Source organism: Oleiphilus sp. HI0128 (genome assembly GCF_001635365.1).
In genome coordinates this window covers 1-13,695 of record NZ_LWGG01000480.1, presented here as the reverse complement: position 1 = coordinate 13,695, position 13,695 = coordinate 1, and the positions used below count along the sequence as shown (strand labels likewise).

Here is a 13,695-nt window from a genome sequence, read left to right as displayed (position 1 = left end):
ATACTATTATAAATGTCCTGCTTCTTGGCAGCGCAACGATTCAAATAGATTAACGATGAGGTTATACATGCGTACTGATTCTCGGCAAAAGGGTGCTTCGATGCCAGTGGTCCTGCTTTTTTTGGGTATGGCTGCGATTATTTTAACAATTGCTTTCAAGCTTTACCCCGCGTTTTATGAGCATTGGCAAATTGCATCTGTACTCGAATCTTATGATAAAGAAGTTGATTTAGAAGGGATGTCTGCTGGTGAGCTGGAAACAAACTTCCAAACCCGCTTGTTAACTAACAATGTCCGTACCTTTGATGTTAAGGAAGGCTTCTATGCTGAAGTTACAGATGAAAGTGTTTATATCTCGGTAGAGTATGAAGTTCGCATTCCGATTTATAGCAACATAGATGCAGTGGTCTCCTTCGAAGAGTCTATAGAGAAAAAGTTTTAGTTTAGAGTTATTTATCACCGTCTTTTTTGGAAAAGGCTTGAGCAAAGTTTGGAAAAATTAGTCCCTATGAAACAAAATCGCTTGAGTGCGCTTGAACGAAAAATTGGTTATGCGTTCAAAGATCAAAGCCTGCTAGATTTAGCGTTAACGCATCGTAGCTTTAAAGGTGCGAACAATGAACGCCTGGAGTATTTAGGGGATGCCATACTTAGCTTTGTTATTGCTGAATATCTGTTTCAACACTTCTCGTCTGCAAAAGAAGGTCAGCTAAGCCGTTTGCGCTCTTTGTTGGTAAAAGGGGTAACGCTGGCAGAGATTGGTAAAGAATTTAAGCTAGGCGACTATTTGAACTTAGGGGGCGGTGAGCTGAAGAGTGGTGGCTTTAGGCGGGAGTCGATTATTGCTGATGCTCTGGAAGCCGTCATTGGTGCTATCTATTTAGACAGCGATCATTCAACTTGCCGAGAAGTTGTTTTATCGTGGTATGAGCCGCGTTTCGCTAACTTGTCTTTAGATAATACCGAAAAAGACCCTAAAACCCGCCTACAAGAATATCTGCAATCTATAAAGAAAGACCTCCCGAAATATGAAGTTATTAAGGTCACAGGTGAAGCTCATGATCAGACTTTCTTTGTCGAGTGTGAGGTTGCATCAATGAGTATCAGAACAAATAGTGAAGGCCCTAGTCGACGAATAGCTGAGCAAAAATCAGCAAAGCAAGCGCTGGCTATTCTGGAAGAAAAGTCATAACCCTGGAGTATTATCATGACTGAATTCGACTTGGAAAGTTTTAATAACCCGAATACCCGTTGTGGCTATGTCGCCATTGTTGGGCGCCCTAATGTCGGCAAATCAACGTTGCTAAATCGTATATTGGGTCAAAAGATTAGTATTACCTCAAAGAAGCCTCAGACCACGCGTCACCAGATTTTAGGGATCAAAACCGAAGGCGAAGCGCAAGTCGTTTATGTTGATACACCTGGTTTGCACCTGAAAGAACATAAAGCGATTAATCGATATATGAATAAAGCGGCGTCAGATTCGCTTAAGCATGTTGATGTTATTGTCTTTTTGGTTGATCGAACCAAGTGGACAGAGGAAGATAGCTTCGTGCTTGAAAAAATCCAAGCTGCAAAAGCGCCTGTAATTCTCGTGTTAAATAAAGTTGATCAGGCAAAAGAAAAAGGTGCTTTGTTACCGCACATTCAAGTTTTGGCTGAGAAGCATTCGTTCAACGAAATTATTCCAGTTTCTGCCAAGCATGGACATAATGTTGATTCTCTTGAAAAACTAATTGATAGCTTCCTTCCAAACAGTATTCATTACTATCCTGAAGATCAAGTGACTGACAGAAGTCAGCGCTTTCTGGCTGCTGAGCTTGTGCGTGAGAAGATCATGCGACAGCTGGGGGAAGAGCTACCTTATGCGGTGACTGTAGAGATTGAAGAGTTTAAACAGGTTAAGCACGTGCTGCATATTAGCGCGCTAATACTTGTAGAGCGCAGTGGTCAAAAGAAAATCGTTATTGGTGACAAGGGTGAACAAATAAAAATCATTGGCCGTGATGCTCGTAAAGAAATGGAGCGCTTGTTTGATACCAAGGTGATGTTAAACCTATGGGTTAAGGTCAAAAGTGGTTGGTCTGATGATGAAAGGGCTTTAAAGAGTTTGGGTTATCGAGACGAGTAAGGCTCCTTTAAATAGGGGGCGGTCAGTGCATGAGTATGATTGAGGAGCAGCAAGCGGTTTATGTTTTGAACCGGCGCCCTTATCAGGAGTCCAGTCTTTTAGTTGATGTGTTTTCACTTAATTTCGGACGGCTTACTTTGATCGCAAAAGGGGCCTTGCGAAAAGGAAGTGCTTGGTCAGCCTTGCTTCAACCCTTTCAGGCTCTTTTGCTCTCTTGGAGTGGCCGCTCTTCAATCAAAACACTTCGATCCGTCGATGTTCCAAGCCAGCCCTATAAGCTTCGCGCAAACTATCTTTTTAGTGCTTACTACCTTAATGAATTGGTTCTGAAGCTAGTACCGGACAATGAGCCAAGCCTGGGAGTGTTCTCAAACTATGTAGATTGTTTGGATCAGCTAGCTGAAGGGCAAGACTTGCAGCGCTGTTTGCGAAAATTTGAATACCTTTTACTGAGTGAGCTAGGATTACTGCCTGATTTTGAACATGATATTTATGGTCACAAGATTCAGAAGGATCAGGGATATAAGTTTCTTTCACAGCAAGGTTTTGAAGGAGTTGGTAAGGCCAGCTCTAACTTAGGAAGTGTGTTTATTATAAGTGGAAAAGCAATATCGCTTATCAGTACTTTAGATATTGTTAATGGCTCTACCTGGCAAAAGGAAGAGTACTTAAAGGCCAAGCAGTTGATGCGCTATCTGGTTGATGATGCTTTGGGTGGTCAGGTGATAAAAAGTCGAGAGTTATTTCGTCCGATAAAGTTTAAGGGGTAAATTTGATGGAAAATCCTAATGGCAGAGTTTTATTAGGCGTGAACGTTGATCACGTGGCAACCTTGAGAGAGGCTCGTGGCACACGTTACCCTGACCCTGTTCAAGCTGCTTTACTGGCTGAAGAGGCTGGAGCAGATGGTATTACAATTCATCCGCGTGAAGATCGACGCCATATTCAAGAGCGAGATGTACTGGTGATGAAGGAAACCTTGCAAACTCGAATGAATCTTGAAATGGCAGTAACCGAAAATATGCTAGGGCTTGCCGAGAAGGTTAAGCCTGAACATTGTTGTTTGGTGCCTGAGAAAAGAGAGGAGCTGACTACTGAGGGTGGCTTGGATGTCATTGCGCAGGAAGATCGTATTAAGGATGCCTGCGCTCGCTTGAGTGAGATTGGTTCAGAAGTTTCTCTGTTTATCGATCCTGAGCCTGCGCAAATTGAAGCGGCTGTTCGTTGCGGTGCTCAAGCCATTGAGATTCACACAGGGCATTATGCCGAGTGTAAGGATCCGCTTGAATTGCAAGCAGAGTTAGGAAGGATTCGTAGTGGTTTGAACTTGGCCTTGTCTCATGGCCTGATTGTTAATGCAGGGCACGGTTTGCACTATCATAATACGCATGCGATAGCGGCCATACCCGGTATTAACGAACTCAATATAGGGCATAGTATCATTGCTAGGGCTTTGTTTGTTGGCATAAAGGATGCGGTTCGTGAAATGAATGCCTTAATACAATCTACGAGCTAATAGTGAATTATGACTGTTAAAGGTATTGGCAATGACCTGGTTGAAATCCAGAGAATTGCCAGATCCCTCGAGCGTTATGGAGAGCGCTTTGCAAAGCGGATATTATCCCCCAACGAGTTTGACTCCTTTCTTGAATCGAATCGTCCAGACAACTTCTTAGCTAAGCGTTTTGCTGTCAAAGAAGCTGTATCAAAGGCTTTGGGTACTGGGGTCTCTCAGGGTATTACCTGGCATGATATAGAGCTCGCGCATTCGGTGAGCGGGCAACCTGTTGCTGTCTTGCACCAAAAAGCAAAATTAAAAATGGAAGAAATGGGTGCAGAGACTATACACATTAGTTTATCTGATGAATCCGGCTTAGTCTCTGCGTTTGCAGTGCTCTCCTGAGTCTTATAGTGCTAACTGAAGACCAAGGTATACGCCGCTTTCAAGGGTTTCATTCTTGCCATCTAATTCGCTGCCAACATTCATATAGCGGAAGCCGAATGCGATATCGGCATTTTCAATAATTCGGTAATTGACTTGGGTTCTAAAACGACTGAACTCGTCAGAGTCTCCAAAAGATAGTACCTTGGGCGCATAATGTAGATCTGTTTCAAATGATAAGCCAGGTGCGCTTGGTAGGTTTAGCCTTAGTGAACCGCCAATTCCAACAGCAGTACCTTTGAAATCCTCGATTTTAAAAAAGTTACTTTCAAATCCAATAGCAACTGTTGCTGGCATATTACCGATAACGGTTTGTCCTTTTGCATGTAGGTCAACGTTTAGAATATTGGTTGTGTAATCGTCATCTTTATAGAAGTACCCCATGCCAAACCTTGCCTTAGACCGGCTATTATCTTTAGTATAGTTTCCGTGAACCGCGTCATTGCTGAGTCTGAGATCAATCTCATCAGCATGGGCTGTGGGTGTAGATAGTACAAGTGTATATCCGATCAACCCGATAAATGATAATAAGCCAGGGTTTAACTTTCCTTTTTTAAAGCATTGCATTGGTTTTCAAGTTCCTTGTTAGTCAATTCTTTACTTGGTAATTAAGTTCTTAACACCGAAAGTTTCTAAGGTGAGTTTTAAAGTCTAATTCTTAGGCTTGTCTTAAGGATCACATCTGGTACGGATCGTGGCCTAATGTCTTCAGCAATCATCAGATTTATTGATATATCCTGACTGAAACGGTGTGCGCTTTCAAAGGATATTTGCAGCGGTACCCAGCCAAGTTCACGTAGCTCTGTTTTGAACAAGGGGGAGTGAGTATCAATCTGACTTTTTAACTGCCAATTAGGACTAATTAGCCACGCGAACCCTGCGCGAAAAGAAAGGTTTACAGGATGCTGCTCAAGAATCTTAAGTTGCTCTGACTTTCCTATATAGCCAAGACCAGTACCGTACCATAAAGAAAGCTTTGTTTGTTCAAAAAAATTGCGCCTTTTGAACCACTCAGGGTTCTGCTGGGTGATGCTAAAATTTATGTCGAAGGCTTCACTGCCTGTTTGATTCGTGTAGTTGCCAGTGGGAATTTTAAGTGTAGCGTTGTATTGAGTATCGGAGATTTCTTTCATTTTCCATGCGAATGAAACCTCGGTGTCACCCCATGAAGACGCTTCCCGCTGAAAAGATAATACCTGCTGATTTTCAGAATAGAGTGTCCAGTTGAACCTATCGTGTTGCTTATCGGAGCGGCCATTTTGTGGAAGTGCTAATGCATCATGGAAGTGGAAAATAAATCGATCACCTAAACCGCCGCCATGTTTTATCCAGGACGCGTCTACCAGAATGCGAAGCTGTTGAGAATATTGGTATGAAACTGTGTTTCTAAATCTCCAGGTTTCTCCGTCTATGCGAAAATAGTCGCCATTTTTATCTGTAGTGCTGATGTAATTGGTGAGCGAAGCGTCTGATTGTAAATGAATCGATCCGATTTGCTCATTTGGGTAAAAGCTAGCTCTTGGGAGAGAGAAAAGCATAGCAATAGGGCTGTTGTTTCGAGCGTCTATTGTCTCGCTATTATAGGTTTGTGCAGCTTGTAATTGAGAGCTAAAAAGCACGATGTAGCAAAGGGTAGTAAGTATAGAGCGCATTAGCTTATGAAAATTAGTTAAATTAGAGTTCTAGGCTACCACGGTAAGCAATTTGCCACGAATTACCTTTGATTAAGAATTCTCGTTTTACATTTGCCATTGAACAGTACTACACGCCACGTAAGAATTTTGCTAGTGTTGCACAAGTTTTCACATCCCCTTCAGGAGATTTCATTTGCGCTTAACTAATACGCTAAAACAGCTAAAGAAAGCCCCCTTGCTTAAGCGTATTTGCTTATATAGCTTTTTGTTTAGCATATTGTTATCGCTTGGTATTGTTTTTACGAAAGGGGTTTACTCTTACCAAATGCAAGTTGATTCAATCAATGAGTGTTTAGATCATTTACTGTCTTCTAATCTTGACCCGATAAGTGAAGCTGTTTGGCGCGCAAACGATCAAAAGGTCGAAGCGATACTAATTGCGATGCTGGATGATTGTCATTTGCATATTTCTGGGAAAGAAACCAGAAAGTATACGCTCAGCTATGATGACGGTCGTACTATAACGGTTGGAAGTATTGGGGCCTCTGCCCGCATCGAGCAATCTGTCTATCCAATTAGTTATTGGAAGGGAGGGGAGGCTCAAGCCTACTGGTTAGGAGAGCTGGCTGTCGTCCAGAGTTTAGATGGGGTCATTGAAGAGGTTTCTAGGGAAGGACTGACTAGCTTTTTATTGTATGTGCTGGTTGTCGCTTGTTGCTCGCTAACGAGTGTTTTGCTTGGATATCAGATTGTTGTTAGGCGCTTGCGTCAGTTTATGATTGACCTGAAAAACCAGAATGTAGATGAGTCTATGAAGAGGCTTTCTTCATTAGAGGATACTGAGGTCTCTGAACTGTGGTTATCGATTCTAGAGTATAAGCAGGAGATGGAAGAGCGTCTGTATAAGTCTGAGGCTCGTTTAACGTTGTCGCAGAAGGAGTTAGAAGCAGCACGCAAGAACAGCGAGACGAAAAGCTTGTTTCTAGCAAAAATGAGCCATGAGTTGCGAACGCCAATGAACGGGTTGCTAGGTTTCACTTCGTTATTGCTGGAATCGAAGTTGGAAGATGAACAGCGTGAGTATGCTCAAACTATTCAGGTGTCTTTAGAGTCATTGTTGTACGTTGTAAATGATGTCTTGGACCTTTCCAGAATCGAGTCGGGCGATCTTATGATTACGACGATACCGTTCAATTTAAGAGGGGTGTTATCCGGTGTTACTATTCTTTTGAAAAACAGGGCTGAGTCAAAGGGCCTTGTGTTCGAGAGCCGAATTAGCCCCGATATTCCACAGACTTTACGAGGAGACCCTGTACGAATACGACAAGTATTGATGAACCTAGTTGCTAACGCGATCCAGCACACTGAGAAGGGTCACGTTTTTATTAATGTTGATCTTTTGTCTCAAAAGAATTCTCGAGCGGCCATTCGTTTGTCAATTGAAGATAGTGGTAGTAAGCCTATACAGAGGCTTAATAAGCGGGTTGATGTTGCTGATATAGGTTTTTCTTCGGAACTGAGGGAAAAGCGTAGCTTGGGCCTGGATATTTGCTACCAGTTAGTTGATCTCATGGGTAGTACATTGCTGAACGAATCAAAAGAAGATGATGGGTCTACTTATTGGTTCGAGTTGAACTTGCCGGTAGTTCGTGGCGATAACTCCAGAGAGTTGTTGGATTTGTCCTTGCTGAAAACGCTCAAAGTACTGGTGATCGATTCGTATGAGCTTAGTCGTAAAATTACACTTGAACTCTTAAGCGAGTGGGGGATTCAGTTCGAGGCGGTGGGGACTGCTGCAGAAGCGATAAAAGCCTTGCATTCTTATGCTGGAAGTGAAGAGCAGTTCAACATGATCTTGTGTGATGACATCTTACAGGATTTGTCGGGTGTAGAAGCTTGTCAGATGATTCGCCAGTCTATCGTTGATCCTGTGCAGATCGTTGTTTTATGTTCAAATCCACAGTTGGGTGATGCGGAAGGCTTCTTTTTGGCAGGAGCTAGTGGCTTTTTGAGTAAGCAGTTCCGTGACCCGTTTTTGAGGGGAGTTATGTGTCAGGCCTATGCTGAGCGATTCCGTCAGGGAAGTGAGCGTCGCTTGGTGACGCGATATACCGTGAGTGATGCTGAAGAAAGTTCGGACCCCGAAGTTATAGATCTACAGGACCAAACCAAGTCCAATATATTAATTGTCGAAGATAACATTGTTAACCAGCAGCTTGTTATGCGTATGCTGGAGCGTAATGGCTGCCAGGTAGACCTGGCGGTAAATGGGTTTGAGGCAATTGAGCTATTTAAGAAGAATAAATATGCTTTAATTTTTATGGATTGTTTAATGCCTGAAATGGATGGCTATGAAACCACGCAAATAATACGTGAGATCGAACGATCCAAGCCTGAACGTGGTCGTACGCCAATTGTGGCTTTAACAGCAAATGCTTTTGAAGAAGAAGCTGAGGGATGCTTCCAGGTCGGTATGGATGAGTTTATGACGAAGCCATTCAAAATAGCGCAATTGGAAATGGTGTTAGAAAGGCATATCAACTAAACTGTACTTTGCCTACAATAAATTCTTAGTGAATAATAAGTGAGATTAACAAGAGTTATGAGAGCCTATATACGCCACCCGGCAGACGTACCAATAGAGTTTACGGCAGTTGATGAACTCTCACCTGAAAATGGTGCGGAATCGCTTGGTGCTGAAGGTGGCCATGTTGCTCTTGAAAAGTCAGTAGCCCAAGACGTTAGCTTGGGTGGTTTGAGTTTTAGTTCGAAACAGCGTTTAAAAGTCGGGTCAGTAGTAAATATTAAGATTCCGATTGTCGATCCTCCATTTGAAGCTCAGGCTAAGGTTATTTGGTGTTTGTCACGCCCGGATCGTTTTGAAGCGGGCATAGAGTTTACGAGTAGAGAGGATGCCTTTACTGCGCGTATGGTAGAGCAAGTTTGCCATATCGAACATTATCGAATGTGGGTTCAAGAGGTTGAAGGCCGCACGATAGATGGTGAACATGCTGCTGAAGAGTGGATAGGCAAGTTTGCACACGATTTTCCAGATATTACCTAAGATTTTAGTTATTTAAGGTCCCTTCTTTTTTCTTTCCTTTTCTATAGCTTTTCGTTAACCAGCTAACTTTAGGGTGCTTCCTTCGGCTTAACCGAGTTTTTTGTCGGGCGCTTTTTGCTTCCGGTAGCGACTATGTAAAAAAGTTGTAAATAGCGCGAGGAATCCAGTGTTTGGGTGGGGATGTTTGTGATAGAGTATCGCGCTCTTTTGGTTTAAAAAAACTGATTTTTCAGGAAAGTACAATAACAGGTGAGTTTTGTTATGAAAACGGCAGAGATCCGTCACGCATTTTTGAGCTTTTTTAATCGTAATAAACACGAGATTGTCGATAGTAGTTCTTTGGTTCCGGCAGATGATCCGACCTTGTTGTTTACAAATGCGGGAATGAATCAGTTTAAAGATACGTTTTTGGGAAAAGAGTCACGAGCTTATAATCGAGCGACCACCTCGCAAAAATGCGTCCGTGCTGGCGGTAAACATAACGATCTTGAAAACGTAGGTTATACAGCTCGCCATCACACCTTTTTTGAAATGCTAGGTAACTTCAGTTTTGGCGACTATTTTAAACAGGATGCAATTCGGTTTGCATGGCAATTTTTAACTGAAGAGTTAAATATACCGCAAGAAAAACTGTGGGTGACTGTCTATAAAGATGATAAAGAAGCTGAAGATATCTGGTTTAATGAAATCGGTATCGACCAGTCACGTTTTTCAAGGCTAGGAGAGAAAGATAACTTTTGGTCTATGGGAGATACCGGGCCTTGTGGGCCGTGTACCGAAATTTTTTATGATCATGGTGAGGATATTGCTGGTGATCCTCCTGGTGGTCCAAATGACGACGGTGATCGTTATATTGAAATTTGGAACCTCGTTTTCATGCAGTTTAATCGTACTGCTGACGGAGTGATGCATGACCTACCAAAGCCTTCTGTAGATACCGGTATGGGTTTGGAGCGTATTGCTGCCGTGATGCAGGATGTGCATACAAACTACGAAATTGATCTTTTTCAGACCATTCTAAATGGCGCATCCAAAATATTGGGTGGCGTTTCTATTGAAGAAAAATCTCTGCGGGTTATTGCTGATCATATTCGTGCCAGTGCCTTCTTGATTTCTGATGGTGTAATGCCTTCGAATGAGGGGCGTGGTTATACACTTCGCAGAATTATTCGCCGCGCTATTCGGCATGGAAATAAACTTGGTGCTTCTGAGCCGTTTTTCTATCGCCTTGTCGAGGTTTTGATTGACGCGATGGGTGAAGCTTACCCTGAGCTCAAGGTTTCCCGGAAGCAAGTAGAGCAAATCTTGCTTCAGGAAGAAGAGCAGTTCTCCAAAACGCTTGATAAGGGAATGAAGGTTCTGGAGTCAGATATTGCGTCTCTGGATAGTACCGTTATTTCTGGTGCGACGGTCTTTACTTTATATGATACTTACGGCTTCCCGGTTGATTTGACTAATGATATCGCTCGTGAGCGAGGGTTAACGCTAGATCACGAGGGTTATGAAGCTGCAATGGAAACGCAGCGAGAAAGAGCGCGCGCGTCGAGCAAATTTGGTGTTGATTACAACGACTCTTTGGATATTTCGGGGAGTACCGAGTTTGTTGGCTATGAAAGTTTTGATCATGAGTCAGAGGTACTGTCGGTTACGGTTGATGGTGAGAATGCCAAGGCTGGAGCTGGCGAGCAGTGTATCGTGGTATTGGCGTCGACACCTTTCTATGCAGAGTCGGGTGGTCAGGCTGGCGATACTGGTGTCCTCGAGTGGGATGGTGGTAAAGCACTGGTAAAAGATACCCAGAAACAAGAAAATCATTTTTTACATATTTGCCAGATTGAAAGTGGTGAGTTGTCATCAGGTGTTTCTGTTAAGGCATCCATTGATAGTGTTCAGCGTGATGCGACCGCTCTAAATCACTCGGCAACTCACTTGTTGCATGCAGCGCTTAGGCAGATTCTAGGAGAGCACGTCGTTCAGAAAGGTTCTTTGTGTAATGGTGAGCGTCTGCGTTTTGATTTTGCGCATTATGAAGCTGTTACGCCTGAGCAGTTGTTAGAAATAGAGTCTATGGTCAACGCGAGAATTCGAGAGAACTCTTTAGTAACAACGACTTTAACAGATATAAAAACGGCCAAACAAATGGGCGCTATGGCGCTGTTTGGAGAGAAGTATGGTGAGAATGTTCGAGTTCTCTCGATGGGGGATGATAACTTTTCTGTGGAGTTATGCGGTGGAACACATGCCCAGCGTACGGGTGATATTGGCTCGCTAGTGATAGTGTCTGAAGGTGGAATTTCCTCAGGTGTTCGCCGTATAGAGGCTTTATCTGGTGCAGAGGCTGAAGCTTGGAATCGAGAGTCGCAAGCGCAGTTGAAAAATGTCGCAAGTGTTTTCAAGGCGGGTAGAGAAGATGTTCTTGAAAAAGCAAATCAGTGGGTAGAAAAGTGTCGTGCGCTTGAGAAAGAGTTAGAGGTATTTAAGCAGAAAGCTGCAGCTGACGCAGGTTCTCAATTGGCTGACAAGGCAGTGGACGTTGCTGGGGTTAAAGTAGTTGCGGCTCAGTTATCGGGTGTAGATCGTAAAGGTCTGGAAGACGCTGTAGACAAGCTTAAGAACCAGTTTGAGAATGCGGTGGTTTTATTGGCTTCTGTAGACGGAGATAAAATTGCCTTGGTTGCTGGTGTGACGAAATCAATTTCCAAGCAGTACAAAGCTGGAGATTTGATGAAAGTCGTTGCGGCAGGTGTTGGTGGTAAAGGTGGTGGCCGGCCTGATTTTGCGAAGGGCGGTGGTACAGATGTTACTGCTCTAGAAGAAACCTTGGCGTCGGTAGCTGGATGGGTTGAGTCCCAGCAGTAGTTGCTTATTTAGTGTTAGGTTCTAAGTCTACAATTAAGAGGTTTTAAATAGGTCAATGGCCCTGATTGTTCAAAAATATGGCGGTACTTCAGTCGGTACGACTGAGCGTATCCAAGCTGTGGCAGAGAAAGTAAAAAAGTTTCGAGATTCAGGTGATGATGTTGTAGTGGTTGTCTCTGCAATGAGTGGAGAGACTAATAGGTTAATATCATTGGCCGATGCAATATCTAAGGATCCTGTACCTCGTGAAATGGATGTGCTGGTGTCGACCGGTGAGCAGGTGACGATTGCTTTGTTGAGTATGGCTTTGCAGCAGATTGATTGTGATGCAATGTCTATGACAGGTGGTCAGGTTCGTATTTTGACTGATCAGTCTCATATGAAGGCAAGAATACAGGATATTGATGAGTCGCGAATGCGCGAGGCCTTGTCTGCGGGTAAAGTTGTGGTTGTTGCTGGTTTTCAGGGAGTTGATGAGGATCATAATATTACGACGCTTGGTCGTGGCGGGTCAGATACCACTGCTGTTGCTCTAGCGGCTGCGCTCAAAGCGGATGAATGTCAGATTTATACAGATGTCGACGGAGTGTATACAACGGACCCAAGGGTTGTTGATAGTGCGCGCCGTATGGAAAAAGTGACATTTGAAGAAATGATAGAAATGGCGAGTTTGGGCTCTAAGGTTTTGCAGATTAGGGCGGTTGAATTTGCCGGGAAATATAGTGTGCCTTTAAGAGTGCTATCTTCGTTTGAGGATGGGCCAGGTACCTTGATTACGATTGATAGTGAGGAAAATATGGAGCAGGCTGCCGTTTCGGGGATTGCCTTTAATCGTGATGAGGCAAAATTGACCTTGGTAGGTGTGCCGGATATTCCAGGCGTTGCCTCGAAGATATTGCGCCCTATTAGTGACAAGAATATTGAAGTTGACATGATTGTACAGAATGTTGGCTTGGATAAAAAAACTGACTTTACCTTTACGGTTCATAGAAATGACTATAAAAAGGCGAAAGCGGTATTAGAAGAAGTATGTGAGAAGCTTGGTGCTGAGAGGACTGCAGGTGATAACGATATTGCAAAAGTATCTATCGTCGGTGTAGGGATGCGGTCTCATGCAGGGGTAGCTACCAAGATGTTTGAAGCTTTGTCTGATGAAGGTATAAATATTCAGATGATTTCGACTTCGGAGATTAAGATTTCTGTTGTGATCGATGAGAAGTATCTAGAGTTGGCCGTAAGGACGCTTCATGGTGCTTTTGATCTGGCGCAGGAACATTAATTCAAGGCGAACAGTATTTTCACAATTTATAACTAAATAGAAAATGTGCAAGATTAATCCACTTAAAACTATCTTTTTGAGAAATTTCGATAATACTCTTTAAGTGCTCGTTGTTATCTCTTTTGAGGTGGCAGTAAGAAGCTTTTTTGGATGAATATTGCATAATAAAAGGAGCTAAGAATGCTTATATTGACTCGTCGAGTAGGTGAGACTTTAATGGTTGGTGATGACGTTACTGTTACCGTATTAGGTGTAAAGGGTAATCAAGTGCGTATTGGTGTGAACGCGCCTAGAGATGTCTCTGTTCATCGTGAAGAGATCTATCAGCGTATACAGAAAGAAAAGTCTGAAGCGCAGCAGTCTGACGACTAATTTGTGGTTAAAAAATACACAAGTTGATGTTTTTTAAAAAATAATTCAATGCGGTGTTGGCATTTAAAATAAATGTGTTAATATACGCCGCGTCTTGAGGAGAGATGGCCGAGAGGCTGAAGGCGCGCCCCTGCTAAGGGCGTATGGGGTAACACTCATCGAGGGTTCGAATCCCTCTCTCTCCGCCATTTAAATTAGGATGGCAGTTTTAAAGTTTAGCGGCTGTAGCTCAGCTGGATAGAGTACCTGGCTACGAACCAGGCGGTCGGAGGTTCGAATCCTCCCAGCCGCGCCACTTTAAAACATTCTTGATCAGCATCTAATGCGGCTGTAGCTCAGCTGGATAGAGTAACTGGCTTCGAACCAGTTGGTCGCAGGTTCGAATCCTGCCAGCCGTGCCATATTATTTCTCCT

13 protein-coding genes and 3 tRNA genes are annotated in these 13,695 nt (G+C 43.3%); 14 read left to right on the top strand and 2 right to left on the bottom strand.

Features of this window, described 5'->3' with window-relative positions:
• The 6 genes from A3763_RS05870 to acpS all read left to right on the top strand — a co-directional run.
• The coding region (locus tag A3763_RS05870) for a DUF4845 domain-containing protein (protein WP_231872115.1) at positions 1-442 on the top strand (442 nt) is incomplete at its 5' end.
• 66 nt (positions 443-508) lie between these two features.
• Positions 509-1,192 carry a ribonuclease III gene (rnc, locus tag A3763_RS05865; RefSeq protein WP_068552847.1) on the top strand — a complete coding sequence of 228 codons (684 nt, stop codon included), beginning with the start codon at positions 509-511 and terminating at the stop codon, positions 1,190-1,192.
• A gap of 15 nt (positions 1,193-1,207) precedes the next feature.
• On the top strand, positions 1,208-2,131 hold the full coding sequence (gene era / locus A3763_RS05860; protein ID WP_068507888.1) for a GTPase Era: 924 nt from the start codon (positions 1,208-1,210) through the stop codon (positions 2,129-2,131).
• A 29-nt stretch (positions 2,132-2,160) separates the two neighbouring features.
• On the top strand, positions 2,161-2,901 hold the full coding sequence (recO, locus tag A3763_RS05855) for a DNA repair protein RecO (protein ID WP_082880395.1): 741 nt from the start codon (positions 2,161-2,163) through the stop codon (positions 2,899-2,901).
• A gap of 5 nt (positions 2,902-2,906) precedes the next feature.
• On the top strand, positions 2,907-3,647 hold the full coding sequence (gene pdxJ, locus A3763_RS05850; protein WP_068507886.1) for a pyridoxine 5'-phosphate synthase: 741 nt from the start codon (positions 2,907-2,909) through the stop codon (positions 3,645-3,647).
• A gap of 9 nt (positions 3,648-3,656) precedes the next feature.
• Positions 3,657-4,034, top strand: coding sequence for a holo-ACP synthase (gene acpS / locus A3763_RS05845; RefSeq protein WP_068507884.1), 378 nt, complete (start codon positions 3,657-3,659; stop codon positions 4,032-4,034).
• A gap of 3 nt (positions 4,035-4,037) precedes the next feature.
• Here acpS and A3763_RS05840 read toward each other — a convergent pair whose 3' ends face one another.
• Positions 4,038-4,640, bottom strand: coding sequence for a YfaZ family outer membrane protein (locus A3763_RS05840; RefSeq protein WP_082865048.1), 603 nt, complete (start codon positions 4,638-4,640; stop codon positions 4,038-4,040).
• A gap of 77 nt (positions 4,641-4,717) precedes the next feature.
• Positions 4,718-5,725 carry a DUF3187 family protein gene (locus tag A3763_RS05835; protein ID WP_068637670.1) on the bottom strand — a complete coding sequence of 336 codons (1,008 nt, stop codon included), beginning with the start codon at positions 5,723-5,725 and terminating at the stop codon, positions 4,718-4,720.
• A gap of 175 nt (positions 5,726-5,900) precedes the next feature.
• Between A3763_RS05835 and A3763_RS05830 the strand changes: the two genes are divergently transcribed.
• From A3763_RS05830 to A3763_RS05795, 8 genes are all read left to right on the top strand, one after another.
• Positions 5,901-8,252, top strand: a complete 2,352-nt coding sequence (locus A3763_RS05830; RefSeq protein ID WP_068507880.1) for a response regulator — start codon at positions 5,901-5,903, stop codon at positions 8,250-8,252.
• Positions 8,253-8,309: 57 nt separating this feature from the next.
• Positions 8,310-8,771, top strand: coding sequence for a PilZ domain-containing protein (locus A3763_RS05825; RefSeq protein ID WP_068507878.1), 462 nt, complete (start codon positions 8,310-8,312; stop codon positions 8,769-8,771).
• A gap of 261 nt (positions 8,772-9,032) precedes the next feature.
• Positions 9,033-11,630, top strand: coding sequence for an alanine--tRNA ligase (gene alaS, locus A3763_RS05820; protein ID WP_068507877.1), 2,598 nt, complete (start codon positions 9,033-9,035; stop codon positions 11,628-11,630).
• A gap of 55 nt (positions 11,631-11,685) precedes the next feature.
• Positions 11,686-12,909, top strand: a complete 1,224-nt coding sequence (locus tag A3763_RS05815) for an aspartate kinase (protein ID WP_068507874.1) — start codon at positions 11,686-11,688, stop codon at positions 12,907-12,909.
• A gap of 180 nt (positions 12,910-13,089) precedes the next feature.
• Positions 13,090-13,281 carry a carbon storage regulator CsrA gene (csrA, locus tag A3763_RS05810; protein WP_068507871.1) on the top strand — a complete coding sequence of 64 codons (192 nt, stop codon included), beginning with the start codon at positions 13,090-13,092 and terminating at the stop codon, positions 13,279-13,281.
• A gap of 98 nt (positions 13,282-13,379) precedes the next feature.
• Positions 13,380-13,469 (top strand) — tRNA-Ser (locus A3763_RS05805).
• A gap of 30 nt (positions 13,470-13,499) precedes the next feature.
• Positions 13,500-13,576 (top strand) — tRNA-Arg (locus A3763_RS05800).
• A 29-nt stretch (positions 13,577-13,605) separates the two neighbouring features.
• Positions 13,606-13,682 (top strand) — tRNA-Arg (locus A3763_RS05795).
• The last annotated feature ends 13 nt before the right edge of the window (positions 13,683-13,695 follow it).